The sequence below is a fragment of the Microbacterium testaceum StLB037 genome (genome assembly GCF_900104345.1).
GTDB lineage: Bacteria > Actinomycetota > Actinomycetes > Actinomycetales > Microbacteriaceae > Microbacterium > Microbacterium testaceum_A.
The window spans coordinates 78,576-95,553 of sequence record NZ_FNJN01000005.1; the positions used below are offsets into that span (position 1 = coordinate 78,576).

The 16,978-nt window shown below is 70.0% G+C and carries 13 protein-coding genes; 8 read left to right on the forward strand and 5 right to left on the reverse strand.

The features are described from left to right. Window positions 1-7: 7 nt before the first annotated feature. Window positions 8-964, reverse strand: coding sequence for a Gfo/Idh/MocA family protein (locus BLS25_RS11800; protein WP_074695970.1), 957 nt, complete (start codon window positions 962-964; stop codon window positions 8-10). 108 nt (window positions 965-1,072) lie between these two features. On the opposite strand from BLS25_RS11800, the gene BLS25_RS11805 reads away from it, so the two are divergent. From BLS25_RS11805 to BLS25_RS11840, 8 genes are all read left to right on the forward strand, one after another. Next, the gene (locus BLS25_RS11805; RefSeq protein ID WP_074695972.1) at window positions 1,073-2,227 is read left to right on the forward strand and encodes a polysaccharide deacetylase family protein; all 1,155 of its coding nucleotides are present in this window, start codon (window positions 1,073-1,075) and stop codon (window positions 2,225-2,227) included. Between the two features lie 174 nt (window positions 2,228-2,401). Continuing rightward, on the forward strand, window positions 2,402-3,529 hold the full coding sequence (locus tag BLS25_RS11810; RefSeq protein WP_056225925.1) for a glycosyltransferase: 1,128 nt from the start codon (window positions 2,402-2,404) through the stop codon (window positions 3,527-3,529). Window positions 3,530-3,570: 41 nt separating this feature from the next. After that, window positions 3,571-3,828 (forward strand): glutaredoxin family protein, encoded by a 258-nt coding sequence (locus BLS25_RS11815; protein ID WP_056225922.1) that lies wholly within the window; start codon window positions 3,571-3,573, stop codon window positions 3,826-3,828. A gap of 10 nt (window positions 3,829-3,838) precedes the next feature. Then, a complete protein-coding gene (locus tag BLS25_RS11820; RefSeq protein ID WP_056225918.1) occupies window positions 3,839-4,777 on the forward strand; it encodes an amidohydrolase family protein in 939 nt (312 codons plus the stop codon). 22 nt (window positions 4,778-4,799) lie between these two features. Continuing rightward, on the forward strand, window positions 4,800-6,053 hold the full coding sequence (locus BLS25_RS11825) for a kynureninase (protein WP_056228213.1): 1,254 nt from the start codon (window positions 4,800-4,802) through the stop codon (window positions 6,051-6,053). An 83-nt stretch (window positions 6,054-6,136) separates the two neighbouring features. Next, window positions 6,137-7,891, forward strand: coding sequence for a cation:proton antiporter (locus tag BLS25_RS11830; RefSeq protein WP_081349808.1), 1,755 nt, complete (start codon window positions 6,137-6,139; stop codon window positions 7,889-7,891). 94 nt (window positions 7,892-7,985) lie between these two features. Beyond that, the gene (locus BLS25_RS11835) at window positions 7,986-8,738 is read left to right on the forward strand and encodes an SDR family NAD(P)-dependent oxidoreductase (protein ID WP_056225915.1); all 753 of its coding nucleotides are present in this window, start codon (window positions 7,986-7,988) and stop codon (window positions 8,736-8,738) included. A gap of 528 nt (window positions 8,739-9,266) precedes the next feature. Next, a complete protein-coding gene (locus BLS25_RS11840) occupies window positions 9,267-9,743 on the forward strand; it encodes a dehydrogenase (RefSeq protein WP_074695974.1) in 477 nt (158 codons plus the stop codon). A gap of 190 nt (window positions 9,744-9,933) precedes the next feature. On the opposite strand, the gene BLS25_RS11845 is transcribed toward BLS25_RS11840, so the two are convergent. The 4 genes from BLS25_RS11845 to BLS25_RS11860 form a co-directional block, all read right to left on the reverse strand. Further along, complete coding sequence (locus BLS25_RS11845; protein WP_074695976.1) at window positions 9,934-12,273, reverse strand: ATP-binding cassette domain-containing protein; 2,340 nt, start codon at window positions 12,271-12,273, stop codon at window positions 9,934-9,936. 161 nt (window positions 12,274-12,434) lie between these two features. Further along, the gene (locus tag BLS25_RS11850; protein WP_074695979.1) at window positions 12,435-13,982 is read right to left on the reverse strand and encodes a DEAD/DEAH box helicase; all 1,548 of its coding nucleotides are present in this window, start codon (window positions 13,980-13,982) and stop codon (window positions 12,435-12,437) included. Between the two features lie 186 nt (window positions 13,983-14,168). Then, entirely contained in the window at window positions 14,169-14,741 is a 573-nt protein-coding gene (locus tag BLS25_RS11855; protein ID WP_074695981.1) for a DNA-3-methyladenine glycosylase I, read from the reverse strand. A gap of 99 nt (window positions 14,742-14,840) precedes the next feature. Then, on the reverse strand, window positions 14,841-16,943 hold the full coding sequence (locus BLS25_RS11860) for an acyl-CoA dehydrogenase family protein (RefSeq protein ID WP_056225898.1): 2,103 nt from the start codon (window positions 16,941-16,943) through the stop codon (window positions 14,841-14,843). Between the last annotated feature and the right edge of the window lie 35 nt (window positions 16,944-16,978).

A 16,978-nucleotide genomic window follows, 5' to 3' on the forward strand; every position in this document is an offset into this window, starting at 1 on the left:
TGAATCGTCACACCAGACGAGGACGGAGCAGCGCGTCCACCAGCGCCAGGGTGACGCCGGTCACGCGCTGATCATCGGCGACGTCGGCCCCCGCCACCGCGTCGCGGAAACGTTCGACCTCTCCGACCATCGGGTTGGCCGGAGCGTCCACCTCGATGACCTCGGCCGGCCCCGAGCGCGGAGTCAGCACCAACCGGCGAGGAGCGTCGATCGCGTCGATCGAGAGCGACGCGTCCTCCCCCTGGATCTCGCTGGGCAGGGCGCTATCGGTGATCTTCGACCAGGCGACGTCGGCGACGAACCCGTCGTATGCGGCGATCGCGCTCCCGAGCCCGTCCGTCCCCGAGGCGATCCCGACGCGCACGCCGTCGATCGAGCGGGGCGCGCCGAAGAGCCGCACGAGCGCGTGGAGCGGGTACACCCCCAGGTCGCGCAGGGCGCTCCCACCCAGCGCCGGATCGAAGATGTTCGTCTGCTCGCCCGCGAGTACGTGGTCGTACCGCGCCGAGCGCTTCTCGTATCGCAGCGAGACGCGGCGTACCACGCCTAACCGCGGCAGCAGCGCGCGGACCACGTCGAGTCCCGGGTCGTACCCCGAGCGCATCGCCTCGAGCAGGACGACGCCGCGCTCGCGAGCGTGCGACACCGCGGCATCCCACTCCTCCGCCGACAGCACCGCGGGCTTCTCGACGAGCACCGGGATGCCGGCATCCACCGCCTCGCGCACCTGCTGCGCGTGCACCGCGTTGGGGCTGGCGAGATAGACGGCGTCGACGTCGGGGGCCGCGAGGAGGTCCGCGAGGCCAACCGCGGTGCGTGGCGCCCCGATCGCGTCGGCGAAGGCCCGGGCGCGCTCGGCGTCTCGAGACGCCACCCGCGAGACCTCGACGCCCGCGACGACGGCGACCGCGTCCGCGAAGCGTTCGGAGATGGAACTGGTCCCGACGATGCCGATGCGAATCATGCCCTCATCCTCCCGCGAACGCCGCGCCGCACGGTCCCCTCGTTCACGGGTGTGGCTTTTCACGTCGATAGGATCGCGCCGAATCACCCGTCCGAAGCCCGAGGCACCATGAACACCACCCGAGCCGAGCAGCGTCGCCGCGCCGCCCGCCGTACCCGTCGGCGCCGCACGATCAGCGCCGTCATCGCCGTCGCCCTGATCGGCGCGGGCGTCGTCGCGATCGCCCTGACCCGCGCCCCCGAGGCTCCCCTCGTCGCCGACGACACCTCCGTGAGCGCCACACCCACAGAGACGCCGACCCCGACGGCGACGCCCCTGACGCCCGCGCAAGCGCTGCTCGCCGGCTCGACCGACCCGCACGCCTGCGCCGTCTCGTTCGCCGGGGACGGCATCGCCCTCGACCCGCAGCTGCAGACGCAGGGCGCTCGTTACCAGAACCTGCCCATCCCGCGCGCCGACGGCCGCGTCTTCGCCGGGTGGTACGACGACGCGACCGCGGCCTCGGCGATGACGCAGACCGCGCGCCTGAACGGCGCCGACCTCGTCGCCTGCACCGACCGGCAGCGGACGCTCAACGCCGGGTGGACGACCCCCGAGGCGAACGCAGCCGAGGCCGCCGGCATCCCCATCCTCATGTACCACCAGTTCACGCGAAACCCGAACGGCGAAGACAACTGGCTGCGGCTGAACTACACCTACGTCGGCGACTTCGACGCGCAGATGGCCCACATCCAGCAGTCCGCCTTCTACCTGCCTACCTGGGACGAGCTGAGCGCGTTCATCGACGGAAAGCTCTTCCTGCCGAAGCACTCCGTGGTCATCACCGACGACGACGCCGACAGCACCTGGCTCGAGATGGCCGCCCCGATCGTCGGCGACCGGAAGCTCCTGACCACCTCGTTCGTCATCACCTCGGCACGTACGGAAGGCACACCCAACCCCTTCGTCCTGCAACGGTCGCACACCCACGACATGCACCGCGCTGGAGCGAACGGCAAGGGGCGCATGGTCAACGAGGACGCCGACACGATCGCCGCCGATCTGGAACGGTCGGCGCAGATCCTCGGAGCGAAAGAGGTCGTCGCCTACCCCTTCGGGCACTACAACGACACGACGAAGGAGGGACTGCGTCGCGCCGGCTTCGAGCTGGGTCGCACGATCGAACACGGATACGTGCGCATCGGAACCGATAAACTCGCCCTGCCCGTCATCCGCATGAATTACGGAATGACGGTCGACGATCTCAAGAAGGAGATCGGCTGACCCTCCCCCTGCCGGAGAGAATCGGCGGGAACACCCGCTCACGAGCAGTCGCTCATGGCCCACCGAGGTGGGCATCCGTGATCTCTCAGGTAAGTACGCCAGACTTTCAGACCGGGCACGCGCCGACCGCTCTGCGCTGTTCACTTCTGTCTTACCGAGAAAACGCGAGCTTCTATGGACCTTTCCGTCATCGTTCCGACCTTCAACGAAGGTCCGAACGTCGCCGAGCTCGTCCGACGGACGACACACGCGCTGCTCGGTCGTACGGTCGAAGTGATCTTCGTCGACGACTCCACCGACGACACCCCTGACATCATCCGGGCCGTCGCCGCGGCATCCGAGATCCCGGTCCGCCTCATCCACCGCGACAACCCGGTGGGCGGTCTCGGCGGCGCCGTGGTCGAGGGCATCCGTGCCGCGGAGTCCGACCGCTGCGTCGTCATGGACGGCGATCTGCAGCACCCGCCCGAGGTCATCGCCGACATGCTCGCGCGCGCCGAGGTCGGCGACGCCGACGTCGTCGTCGCCTCGCGTTACGTCGCCGGCGGTACCTCCGACGGTCTCGCCAATGCGGTGCGCACCACCGTGTCGCGCGCGTCGACGCTGCTGACCAAGGCGATGTTCCCCAAGAAGCTCAACAACTGCACCGACCCGATGACGGGCTTCTTCCTCGTCGACCGCCGCACGCTCGAGATCGAGACCCTGCAGCCGCGCGGCTTCAAGATCCTGCTCGAGATCCTCGCGCGCAAGCAGATGCGCGTGGCCGAGGTGCCGTTCTCGTTCGCCCCCCGCTTCGCCGGTGAGTCCAAGGCGACCTTCAGCCAGGGCATGCGCTTCCTCACCCAGCTGACCATGCTCCGCTTCGGACGCATGTCGGCGTTCGCCCTCGTCGGCGGGCTGGGAGCCGTGGCCAACCTCGCGATCATGTGGGCCCTGCAGGCCTTCGGCGTTCAGTACCTCGTCGCCGCGGTCATCGCCAGCATCGTCACGATCGTCGCGAACTTCATCGCGCTCGAGTACCTCGTGTTCGCCGACATGCGCGCCGAGTCCGGCCTCATGCGGCATCGCTTCATCAAGTCGTTCACGTTCAACGGCGTCGAGGCCATCGTGCGCATTCCGGTGATCTGGGTTCTCGTGAGCCAGGCCCACATGCCCAGCGTCATCGCCGCGGCCCTCACGCTCATCGCCGCCTTCGTGGTGCGCTTCGTCTTCCACGCCCTCGTGGTCTACGCGCCCAAGAAGAGCCGTGTCGGCAAGGCCGTCCGTGCGATCGAGCCCCTCGAGGACGAAGTCACCGCCTGACCCCCGGCGCTCACCGTCGCGCTGCGGCGTACGCTGGAGGCATGTCCTCCGACGCAACCATCCGTATGTTCGGCGCCGACTGGTGCCGCGATTGCATCCGCACCAAGAAGCAGCTCGACGAGCTCGGCATCGACTACGAGTACATCGACCTCGTGGCCGACCCCGCCGCGGCCGACGTCGCCAAAGAGATCTCCGGGCGCACCAGCATCCCGGTGGTCGTCTACCCCGACTCCAGCCACCACGTCGAGCCGTCGAACGCCGACGTCGAGAGCAAGCTCCGCGAGCTGTCGCTGATCTGATCGCGACGGCGTGATCCTCTCCGCCGCGTGGCCCGTGCGGCGCGCGCTCACCGCTGAAACGGGAAGCGCGCTGCCCGCGCTCGTCGATCACCACGTGCACCTGCACCTGATCGATCCCGCGGCCCTCGGGCGTCGAGGGATCGCCGCCGTCGTCGACCTCGGCGGTGATCCCTTCGCCCTCGCGCGGCGGCCGTCCGGCCTGCCGCGGACCGCGTTCGCCGGGGCCTTCCTCACCGTCCCCGGCGGGTACCCCGACGGTCGCTCGTGGGCTCCGCCGTCGATCGTCCGGTTCGTCACCGATCCTTCGCGTCATCCGGGAGTCGAGGGCGGAGCCCGCACCGCGGTGGATGAGCAGGCGGATGCCGGAGCGTCACTCATCAAGGTCGCGCTCCACGCCGACGCCGGTCCGGTGCTGTCCGACGCCGCCCTCGCCGCCGTGGTCGCCTCGGCGTCCGAGCGGGGCCTCCCCGTCGTCGCCCACGCCCAAGGCCCCGGTCAGGTCGACCGGGCGATCGATGCGGGCGTCGCCGCCCTCGCTCACGCCCCCTTCGACGCCGCCGTCTCTCGACGCCAGGTGGCGCGCGCCGTCGCCGCGGGCCAAGCGTGGATCTCGACGCTCGACATCCACCGCGGGGCCGATCGCGAGCGCGCAATTTCGAATCTCCGCGCGTTCGCCGCGCGCGGCGGCCGCGTGCTCTACGGCACGGACCTCGGCAACGGCTCGTTGCCCGTGGGCGTCAATCGGCGCGAGCTGCTCGCCCTGACCGAGGCGGGCGTGCGCGGCGACGCTCTCGTGACCGCCCTCACCGACCCCTGGCCCCGCGCCCGGCCCCTCGACGCCGTCTCGACCTTCGTCGCCGGCGCCGCCCCCACCGACGACGACGAGGTCGCGAGCTGGCTCAGCCGGGCGACCGTCGTTCCGACCGAGGAGCTTACCCGTGTCGACTGACCCCTCCCCCGACTTCGGCTCCGTGGACCGGCTCGAGGCCCCGGCCCACTCCTTCGCCGCCGAGGCGCGGCGCCTCGACGAGGCCGATCCCCTCGCGCACCACCGCGACGCCTTCGTCGGCAGCGAGACGTCGCTGATCTACTTCGACGGCAACTCGCTCGGGCGGCCTCCCCGCGCCACCGCCGATCGGCTCGCACGCTTCGTCACCGACGAGTGGGGTGGACGTCTCATCCGCGGGTGGGACGAGACGTGGATGGAACTGCCCTTCGTGATCGGCGACCGGATCGGTGCCCTGGCGCTAGGCGCGGCATCCGGTCAGACGGTGATCGGCGACTCGACCACCGTCTTGCTCTACAAGATGCTGCGCGCCGCCCTCGACGCCCAGACGGCACGCGATCCCGAACGCGTCGAGATCGTCGTCGGGCGCGACGACTTCCCCACCGACCGTTACCTCGTCGAGGGGATCGCGGCAGAACGGGGAGCGCGCGTGGTCTGGGTCGAGGTCGACACCGCACGCGGAGTGGATGCCGACTCCCTCCGCGCCGCGGTCGGACCGCGCACCGCAGTGGTGCTCTTGAGCCACGTCTCGTACCGGTCGGGCTTCCTCGCCGACGGACCCGAGCTGACCGCGATCGCGCACCGAGCCGGAGCGCTCGTGCTGTGGGACCTGTGCCACTCGGCCGGGTCCGTGCCGGTCGAGCTCGACGCGTGGAACGCCGACCTCGCGGTCGGCTGCACCTACAAGTACCTCAACGGCGGGCCCGGCTCCCCCGCGTTCGCGTACGTCGCGTCTCGTCATCACGCGACCCTGACCCAGCCGGTCCAGGGATGGATGGGGGCCGCCGACGTCTTCTCGATGGGGCCGCAGTACCGCCCCGCCGAGGGCATGCGCCGCTTCCTCTCCGGCACACCCCCGGTGCTGGCCATGGTCGCCATGCAGGACACCCTCGACCTTCTCGACGTAGCCGGCATCGAGGCGGTGCGGGCGAAATCGATCGCTCTCACCGAGTTCGCGGTGCGGGTGGCCGACGGCATCCTGAGTCCGCTCGGCGTGCGGCTCGCCTCTCCGCGCGACCCGGCGGAACGCGGCGGACACGTGACGCTCTCGCACCCCGCGATGAGGGCGGTGACGGCCCGCCTGTGGAGCGACGACGTCATCCCCGACTACCGCGACCCGCACGGGCTGCGCATCGGACTCTCGCCCCTGTCGACGAGCTTCGCCGAGACCCTGGCGGGACTGCAGGCCGTGGCCGCCGCCGTGCGCGCGGAGAGCTGAGGGCCCGGCGGCATCGAGGACCCCGCTCATCTCGTCGCCCGGTGCCGCTCCGCCGAGCGAAGCCCGAGGGATAGCCTCGAAGGGTGATCGATCCCCTCCTCCTCGTCCTCGCCGGAGTGGTGGTCGTCGCTCTCGCCACGGTGATCGGGCCGCGCTTCAACGTCGCCGGCCCGCTCGTCCTTCTGGCGGTCGGCGCGGGAGTGAGCCTGCTCCCTTTCGTCGAACCGTTCTCGGTGAACCCCGAGGTCATCCTCGTGGGGGTTCTGCCCCCGCTGCTCTATTCGGCGGCCGTGCAGCTTCCGGCCATCGAGTTCCGCCGCGACTTCGCCCCTATCGCGGGGCTCTCCGTGCTGCTCGTCGTCTTCAGCTCGCTCGTCCTCGGTCTGTTCTTCTGGGCCGTCATCCCCGGTCTCGGCCTCGCTCTCGCCATCGCCCTGGGCGCGATCCTCAGCCCGACGGATGCCGTAGCCACCTCGATCGCCAAACGCTTGGGGATCTCGCCGCGCGTGGTGACGATGCTCGAGGGCGAGAGCCTGCTCAACGACGCCACCGCTCTCGTGCTCCTGCGCACGGCCGTGGCGGCCGTGGCTTCGGGATTCGCGTTCGGCGATGCCCTCGCCGACTTCGCGTGGGCCGTCGCGATCGCCCTCGTGTTCGGCGCGGTCGTCGGCTGGGCCAACCTGCGCGTGCGCGAGCGCGTCTCGAACTCCGCCGCGAACACAGCGCTGAGTTTCACCATCCCCTTCCTCGCCTACCTCCCGACCGAGCACCTCGGCGGATCCGGTCTGGTCGCCGCGGTGGTCGCGGGCATCGTCACCGGCCAGGGCGCGGCGCGGCGCTTCACCCCGGAGCAGCGCATCAGCGACCGGCTCAACTGGCGCACGGTCGAGCTGATCCTCGAGGGCGGGGTGTTCCTCGTCTTCGGCCTCGAGCTGAAGGACATCGTCGTCGCCAACCTCAGGGAGCACGAGGGGCTCTGGCACGGAACGTGGCTCGCCCTCTCCGCGCTCGGGATCGTGCTGCTCGTGCGGGCGCTGTACGTGACTGGGCTGATCGCGGTGCAGGCTCGGCGCAGCCGACGGCACGTTCGCCACCAGGACCGGATCGAGGGCGCGCAGCAGCGCCTCGACCGCTTCGAAGAGGCGTACCGGGAGGCACCCGAGCAGTTCGGCGAGGGGCGTGCCGACCCCGCCCGCACCGAGCGCCGCATCGGGTGGATGCGCTCGCGGATCTCGCGCACGATGGCCGATCTCGACTACTACCGCGACTCGCCCTTGACCGCCCGTCACGGGACCGTGATCGTCTGGGCGGGGATGCGCGGGGTCGTGACCCTCGCGGCGGCTCAGACGCTCCCGGTGGACACCCCGCAACGTCCGCTGCTGATCTTCGTCGCCTTCCTCGTCGCACTGTTCAGCCTGGTCCTGCAGGGACTGACGCTGTCGCCGGTCGTGCGCGGCGTGGGCCTGAGCGGCGACGGCGGCGAAGGACCTACGCGCGACGAGCAGCGAGCCCTGAGTTCGGAGCTTCGGGATGCCGCGATCACGGCCGTTCAGTCGGGCTCGCTCGCGCGGCGCGACGGCGAGCCCTTCCCCGCCGACCTGGTCGAGCGCGCCGGCGCCCGGCTCGTGCAGCCGCCGGACGACGACGATGAAGCGAACGCACGGGTGCGCGACCTGCTGGAGCTGCGTCTGGCCTCCATCGAGGCGATGCGCAAGCGCCTGGGCGAGCTGAGCCGCGACGGGCGTTTCAGCACGGCGGCGCTGCGCCACGCCCTCGCCGAGCTGGACGCCGACCAGCTGAGTCTCGAGCTGCGCATCGACGACGGCGCGGACGACTGACGAGGAATACCAGGACCGGGGTTTCGGTTTCTCCTCGCGCGCATGCGGTCACCGCGAGAGTCGGGGTGACTCGACGGCGGGAGAGAAGTACCCCATGAGCAGGTTCGCCCGGAAAGTCGCCCTCGTCACCGGCGGAGGAAGCGGAATCGGAGCCGCCATCGCGCGGCAGCTCGGCAAAGAAGGCGCATCGGTGATCGTCACCGACATCAACCTCGAGGCCGCCGAACGCGTCGCCCAGGAGATCACCGTCGTCGGCGGCACCGCCACCGCGTTCGCCCAGAACACCGCGAAGTGGCAGGACTCCGAGTCGGCCGTCGAATTCGCGAAGAAGACCTACGGCGGACTCCACCTGGCGGTGAACAACGCCGGCATCGGCGGTCAGGCCGCGACCATCGGCGACTACGACATCGAGTCGTGGGACCGCGTGCGCGCGATCAACCTCGACGGGGTGTTCTACGGGCTGAAGTTCCAGCTCCCCGCCATCGTCGCCTCCGGTGGCGGAGCGATCGTGAACATGGCATCCGTCCTCGGCTCGGTGGGCATCGCCCAGAGCTCCGCCTATGTGGCGGCCAAGCACGCCCTCGTCGGGCTGACCAAGGTCGCTGCGCTGGAGTACACCGCCCAGGGCGTGCGCACGAACGCCGTCGGCCCCGGATTCATCGACACTCCCCTGGTGCGCGCGAGCCTGTCGCCCGAGGCGCTGACCCACCTCGAGAACGAGCACGCCGCCGGCCGCCTCGGCACGGACGACGAAGTCGCCGCCCTCACGCTGTTCCTGCTGAGCGACGACGCGTCGTTCATCTCGGGGAGCTACCACCTCGTCGACGGCGGATACTCCGCCCACTGAGGCGAACCCACCGGGCCCGCCGCGGCGGGTCCGGTGCTGCCTGCCGGGGCCGCGCGGGTATGGCCAGGAGGCTGCTTGAGCGGTGCGGGGCGCCAGACAGCGCTTTCTGGGACATGCCCCGACGCGAAGTGGGACAAGGGTCGATGGCCGCCGGGCCATGTCCCACTCTTGGCTGCCTGAGGGGGCAGCAGACAGCACTTTCTGGGACATGTCCCGACACTTTCCGGGACATGGGTAGATGCGGGCGGGCCGCGGGTCGCTGGCGGCCCCGACCATGTCCCACTTTTGGCTGCCTGGGGCCATGGCGGACAGCGTTCTCTGGGACATGCCCCGACACTTTCTGGGACACGGATTGATGCGAGGGGAGATGCGGGTCGCTCGCCCCCAGACCATGTCCCACTTTTGGGTGCCTGAGGGGGCAGTAGACAGCACTTTCTGGGACGCGCCTCGACACAGGGGGGACGCCAGGCCGCGGGCGGAACGGGGCGTTTCGCAGGGTCGTGCGGCAGAATGGTTGCGGAGGTTTCCATGAGCGATCCGATCCCGACGATGCCGTCATCTGCGGATGCCGCCGGGACCAGCCCCGTGCCACTCGTGCACGCGGCGGCCGAGTGCCCGAAGTGCTTCACCGAACTGCAGAGCGATCGCGACTGGTGGCGTGCGCGCCCCGCCGGTTCGCGGCTGGTCGGCCTCGTGGTCTCACGCCCCGACATGGAGACCGTCAAGCAACAGCGCGACGATCTCACGCGCTTCGGCGTGCCGATCGAGGGCTTCCGTCACCCGGCGCCCGAGACCCTCGAGGGATGGTCCAACAGACTCGACCGGTTCTTCGGAACGCTGACGCGCGGTGACGTGCTCGTCGTCGCGAGCGTGCACGCTCTCGGGCTGACGCGCGAGGACGAGACCCGCGCCGTCGCGGACCTTCGTCGACGCGGCGTGATGGTCAAAGTCCTCTCTCACGGCGATCGCCACCTGCACGACGCGACCCTTCCAACACGCGGCTGAGGCACTCCTGCCGGCAGTCGGTGAGCGGCGCCGACGGGCGCGGTGACCGCGCTCGCGACGCGTTGAACCACGGCCCGGCGCGAGGGCGGCGACCCGACCGGGCCCGGGGGTGGCACCTGCCCTCGTGCCGCGCGACGGCCTCGGCCCCATGACGGGACCGCGCCCGTGCGCCTGACCGCGGAGTCGGCGGTCAGACCCCGACGTATCGGGCGAGGTGCTCGCCGGTGAGCGTCTCCCGCTTCGCGACGAGATCGGCCGGCGTCCCCTCGAAGACGATCGCGCCGCCGTCGCGGCCCGCACCCGGCCCCAGATCGATGATCCAATCGGCGTGCGCCATCACCGCCTGGTGGTGCTCGATCACGACGACCGTGTTGCCGGCATCCACCAACTGATCCAGCAGTCGCAAGAGGGTGTCGACGTCCGCCAAATGCAGCCCCGTCGTGGGCTCGTCGAGGACGTACACGGCCCCCGTCTTGGCCATCGAGATCGCGAGTTTGAGCCGTTGGCGTTCTCCACCCGACAGGGTGTTGAGGGACTGGCCGAGCGTCAGATACCCGAGTCCGACATCGCGGAGGCGCCCCAGGACGGCCGCCGCCGGGCCTTTGACCAGGAACTCCGCCGCCTCATCGACCGACATGGCGAGAACCTCGGCGATGTTCTTTCCGTCGAGCGTGTACTCGAGCACGTCGTCCGAGAAGCCGGTGCCACCGCACAGCTCGCACACCGTCTCGACCGTCGACTGGAAACCCAGCTGGGTGACGATGACACCGAGCCCCTTGCAGGCCGGACATGCCCCCTCGCTGTTGGCGCTGAACAGGGCCGGCTTCACTCCGTTCGCCTTGGCGAAGGCGGCGCGCACCGCATCGAGGATGCCGGTGTAGGTCGCCGGGCTGCTGCGTCGCGACCCCTTGATGGCGGTCTGGTCGACGACGACCACATCGTCGAACGCGGGCAGATTGCCGTGGATGAGCGACGACTTTCCCGATCCCGCGACGCCCGTCACGACGGTGAGGACCCCCGTGGGCACGTCGACGTCGACGTCACGCAGGTTGTGCTGGGAGGCGCCGCGGATCGGCAGGACCCCGGTCGCCGTCCGGACGGCGTCCTTCAGCCGGGCTCGATGGTAGAGGAAGCGTCCCGTCAACGTCGCGGAGGCCCGAAGGCCGGCGACGTCACCCTCGAACTGGATGGTCCCGCCGCCGCGCCCCGCGCGCGGACCGAGGTCGACGACGTGGTCGGCGATCTCGATCACCTCGGGTTTGTGTTCCACGACGAGCACCGTGTTGCCCTTGTCGCGCAGCTGCAGCAGGGTCTCGTTCATGCGCTGGATGTCGTGCGGGTGCAGCCCCGCCGTGGGCTCGTCGAACACGTAGGTCATGTCGCTCAGGCTCGAGCCGAGGTGCCGGATCATCTTCGTCCGTTGCGCCTCGCCGCCCGACAGCGTGCCACTCGCGCGATCCAAGGACAGATACCCGAGCCCGATGTGCACGAAGGCGTCGAGGGTCTCGCGCAGACCCTGGATGAGGGGAGCGACCATCGGGTCGTCGATCGTGCGCACCCAGGCAGCGAGATCGGTGATCTGCATGGCCGCGGCATCCGCGATGTTGACCTCGCCGATCCGCGATGAGCGAGCGCCCTCGTTGAGGCGGGTACCCCCGCACGCCGGGCACGCCACGAAGGTGACGGCCCGATCGACGAAAGCGCGGATGTGCGGCTGCAGGGCGTCGCGATCCTTCTGCAGCATGCTCTTGGTGACCTTGGGCACGAGGCCTTCGTAGGTCATGTTCGTGTTGGCGATGCGGACCTTGGTCTGCTCTTTGTAGAGGAAGTCCCGACGTTCCTGGTCGCTGAACTCCCCCACCGGCTTGTCGGCGTCGACGAAGCCCGACTCGCTGTAGACGCGCACCATCCATCCGTCGGCGGTGTAACCCGGCACCAGGATCGCCCCGGCGTTGAGCGAGAGCTTCGGATCGATCAGCTGGTCGAGGTCGATGTCGCTGACCTGGCCGAGACCCTCGCAGTCGGGGCACATCCCGCCCGTAATCTCGAACGATCGGCGCTCCTTCTGCCCCTTCTTGGCGCCGGTCGCGATGGTCACGGCACCTGCGCCCGAAATGGACGGGACGTTGAAAGAGAAGGCTTGAGACGACCCGACGTGCGGCTGACCGAGCCTGCTGAAGAGCACACGCAGCATGGCGTGCACGTCGGTCGCCGTGCCGACGGTGGAGCGCGCGTTGGCGGCCATCCGCTCCTGATCGACCCGGATGGTGGCGCTGAGGTTCTCGAGCGCGTCGACGTCGGGACGGGACAGCTCACCCATGAACTGCTGCACGAACGTCGGATACGTCTCGTTGATCAGCCGCTGCGACTCCGCCGCGATCGTCCCGAAGACGAGCGACGACTTGCCCGACCCGCTGACTCCCGTGAAAACCGTCAGCCGACGTTTGGGCACGTCGAGGTCGACGTTTTTCAGGTTGTTCTCGCGTGCACCGCGAACACGGATGACGTCGTGGGTGTCGGGACCGTTCATGCGCAGCTCCTCGGGTCGCCCCCTAGTGTGGCGGAGACCTCCGACATCCGCGAGACGCGCCCGCGCGAGGACGCTCGACCCCCGACCCGCCTCGACGGTGGACGACTCCGCGAAACGACGAGGCCCCCGCAGACGGATCTGCGGGGGCCTCGTGACGTGGATCAGCCCTGGGCGCGACGGTTCGTGCGGGGGCTGCGCGCGCCGACGACCATACCGGTCGTGGGGGTTCCGGATGCCGAGCGGCCCGCGCCCTGAGAACGCGAGGCGCCCGCTCCGGCGCGCTGTCCGCCACCGGCACCTTGGCCGCGGCCGGCACCGGAGCGCTGGCCCTGGGTGCGGCCGCCCTGGGGCGCGTGGCCCGCGGCGGCGGGGGCATCGGCCGAGGGGCCGCCGGCGCCACGGCCACGGCGACGACGTCCGCCGCCGGCGGATGCGGCGTCCGCACCCTGGGCGCGCTCAGCGCGCTTGCGCTGGGCGTTCGCGCCCTGCGAGCGTCCGCCGCCCTGGGGCTGCGCGACGATCGGCTCGGGCTTGACGTACGGGGCGACCTCGCCGACCAGGGCGACGACCTCGGGAGAGGTCGGCGTCACGGCCGTGGGCGTGGCCGAGATTTTGGCCTTGCGAAGGATGTCGAGGGTGTCGCGACGCTGCTCGGGGAGCATGATCGTGACGACGTCACCGGCGGTGCCGGCACGGGCGGTACGGCCCGAGCGGTGCAGGTACGCCTTGTGCTCGACGGGCGGGTCGACGTGGACGACGAGCTCGACACCGTCGACGTGCACGCCGCGGGCGGCGACGTCGGTCGCGACGAGCACCTTGGCGCGGCCATCGCCGAAGGCGGCGAGGTTGCGGTCGCGCTGCGGCTGCGACAGGTTTCCGTGCAGGTCGACCGAGGGGATGCCCGCGGCCGTCAGGGCCTTCGCCAGCTTCTTGGCCTGGTGCTTGGTGCGCATGAACAGGATGCGGCGCGCGGTGCCCGAGGCGAGGGTCTGCACGAGCTCCTTCTTGGCGTCGGCGTCGGCGGGGGCGAACACGTGGTGGGTCATCGCGGCGACGTGCGAGTGCGCCTCGTCGACCGAGTGCAGCACCTCGTTGCGCAGGAAGCGCTTGACGAGCTTGTCCACACCGTTGTCGAGGGTGGCCGAGAACAGCATGCGCTGGCCGTTGGCGGGCGTGCGCGACAGCAGACGCGTGACACCGGGGAGGAAGCCGAGGTCGGCCATGTGATCGGCCTCGTCGAGCACGGTGATCTCGACGTCGTCGAGGCTCGCGTGGCCCTGACCGATGAGGTCTTCGAGGCGACCGGGGCACGCGACGAGGATGTCGACGCCGCCGTTGAACGCGTCGACCTGACGCTTCTGGTTCACGCCGCCGTACACGGTGGTGGTGACCAGGCCGTAGGCCGCGGCGAGGGGCTTGATGACCTCGTCGATCTGGTTGGCGAGCTCGCGGGTGGGAGCGAGCACGAGGGCGCGGGGCTTGCGGCCGCGACGGCGGTCGTTCTTGCCGGCGAGGCGCGCGACGAGGGGAAGAGAGAAGGCGAGGGTCTTGCCCGAGCCGGTCTTGCCGCGGCCGAGCACGTCACGGCCGGCGAGGGTGTCGGGCAGGGTGTCTGCCTGGATGGGGAACGCGTCGTTCTTGCCCTGCGAGGCGAGAACGTCGACGAGGGGGGCGGGCACGCCGAGGTCGGCGAAAGTCTGGGAGGTCATGAATACTCCAGCCGCGGCGCACGCGCGCACGGCGGTTCGGGATGCCGCGATGCTGCGGCTGCAGGGGGCGAAGGCGCCGGGTGGCGCATCCGTTCGCCGTGAAGGTCAAAGGCCCAACGAAAGGGGGCCGGTGCGTTCGACGACGCAGGGAGCGAATGCTCCCGATGAGTCCAGTCTAGCGGTGCGTCACGCGGCCGCGCGCCAGCAGCCCGCCACGTGGTCGTCGACCATGCCCGATGACTGCATGAGCGCGTACATCGTGGTCGGGCCGACGAAGCGGAAACCGCGGCGGCGGAGCTCCTTGCTGAGAGCTGTCGATTCGGGGGTGACGGCGGGGACGTCGGCGAACAGGCGAGGCGGGGTGTGCGTGGCCGGCGCGAACGACCACATGAGCGTGTCGAGCTCACCCTCGGCCATCTCTGCGACGATGCCGGCGTTCCCGATCACGGCCTCGATCTTCGCGCGGTTGCGGACGATGCCGGCATCCTGCATCAATCGCTCGACGTCGTCGGGGCCGAACGCCGCCACCGCGGCGGGGTCGAACCCGTCGAACACCTCGCGGAAGCGCGGACGCTTGCGCAGGATCGTGATCCACGACAGCCCCGCTTGGAAGCCCTCGAGGCTCATCTTCTCGAACAGCGGACGGTCGCCGTGCAGGGCGGTACCCCACTCTTCGTCGTGATACCGCTGGTACTCGGCGTCGGCGCCGGCCCACGCGCAGCGGGCGGTGCCGTCGAGACCGATCAGGACGTCGCTCATCACCTCAGGCTAGAGCCGACCACCGACACGGCGCGGCAGCGCGAAGAGACGCGAAGCGGACGGCGGCGCCCCCCTTCCGACCGCCGCCCGCTTCGCGCGTCACTTGGCGGGCTTCTTCTCCGGGATCGGAGCGGTGCCCGCGGCCTTCTGCGCCGCGTAATACGACGCGGCTTCGTTCTGACGGTCGTCTTCGACGCCCGACGCGATCGAGGCACGGATGTGCTCGGGGCCGTAGCCGAACGCGTCGACGAGGTCCTGCGCGTGCGGACGGAGCCGCGTGCAGAGGCGGTCGATGTAGCTCGATACGGCCGCGCCGCGCTGCGTCGACAGGCGTCCGTTGATCAGGTACCAGGCGAGGTGCTTCTCGATGAGCTGCAGGCCGAACAGGTCGCGCAGCCAGGTGAGCACCGTCAGGGTGTCGCGGTCCGTGATGCGGTTGATCGCATCGGTGAACGCCTCCCACTGGAGCAGCTCGCCGTGAGCTCGCGCGGCCTCGATCAGCTGCGCCTGGTTCTCGTTGAAGAGCGCGGCGGCATCTTCACGGGAGAGCTTGGATGCCGGACGGAGACGCCCGGCGATGTCGGCGATCATCTGCTGGACGCGTCCCGCCAGCAGCTCGTGCTGCTGCTCGGCGCGGAGCCCCTTCTCGACGGAGCGCGCCGTCGACCCGAAGTCGCTGACCGCCTGCCCGAGCTGACGCATCCCGGCACCGTGGAATAGCTTGCCGGCGGTCTGACCGACGGCGAAGGCGGCGAGCTGCTTGGCATCCTTGCCCTTGAACTGCTTGGCGTAGTCGGCGAGAAGTCGCTTGCCGACCAGCTGCAGCAGGATGTTGTTGTCGCCCTCGAAGGTGACGTAGATGTCGAGGTCGGCGCGCAGGCCCACGAGGCGGTTCTCGAACAGGAAGCCCTGTCCGCCGCATGCCTCGCGCGACTCCTGCAGGGTGTCGAGGGCGTGCCAGGTCGACAGCGGCTTGAGCGCGGCGGCGAGGGTCTCGAGGTCTTCGCGGTCGGCATCCGTATCGAGGCGGCCGCTGAAGACGCCGTCGAACTTCTGCAGGAACTCGTCGTGCGCGAAGATCTGCGCGTACGTGGTCGCCAAACGCGGGAGCAGGCGACGCTGATGCTTGCCGTAGTCGAGCAGGGTCACCTCGGGGGTGCCGTTGCCCGAGTCGAACTGGCGCCGCTGATTGCCGTACGTGATCGCGATGATGAGGCCGATGGCCGAGGCCCACGCGGCGGCGCCGTCGAGCGAGACGCGACCCTGCACGAGCGTGCCGAGCATGGTGAAGAACCGGCGACCCGGGCTCGCGATGTCGCTCGAGTAGGTGCCGTCGGCGGCGACGTCGCCGTAGCGGTTGAGCAGGTTCGTGCGGGGCACGCGCACCTGGTCGAAGTGCAGGCGTCCGTTGTCGATGCCGTTCAGGCCACCCTTGAGGCCGTCGTCTTCTCCGCCGATACCGGGAAGGAAGTTGCCGTCGTCGTCGCGGAGGGGCACGTAGAAGCAGTGCACTCCATGGTTCACGCCCTGGGTGATGAGCTGGGCGAACACCGTCGCCGCCTTGCCGTGAACGGCGGCGTTACCGAGGTAGTCCTTCCAGGCGCCGCGGAACGGCGTGTGGATGACGAACTCCTCGGTCTCGGGGTCGTAGGTCGCCGTCGTGCCGATCGCCGAGACGTCGGATCCGTGGCCGGTCTCGGTCATCGCAAAGGCGCCGGGAATCTCGAGGCTCATGATGCCCGGCAGCCACTTGTCGTGGTGCTCCCGGGTTCCGAGCTGGAGGACCGCCGAGCCGAACAGGCCCCACTGCACCCCCGACTTGATCTGGAGGCTCGGGTCGGCGGCGACGAGCTCCTCGAAGCCGGCGATGTTGGCACCGTTGTTCTCTTCACCGCCCAGACGCTTGGGGAACGCGCGGTGCACGGCCTTGTTCTGGACGAGCAGGTGCAGCTGGCTGAGGGTGCGCTCGCGGTGCGCGTCCATCCCGAGACTGTCGTCGCGCCACAGGGCGGGATCCTTGATCATCTCGCGCGCCTGGCGACGGGTGTCGCCCCAGGTGCCGAGAAGCAGGTCGGTGACACGCTCGGTGTCGATGCGGGCTTCGGAGGCCTCCGCGGCACTGTGCGGTGCGGTCGGGGCACCCCCGACGGGCGTACGCGTGCTCGTGGCGGGCGTGGTGGGACGGACGGCGGCGTCGGTCATTTCGGCACCTTTCGACGTTGCAAAGGACGTGAACC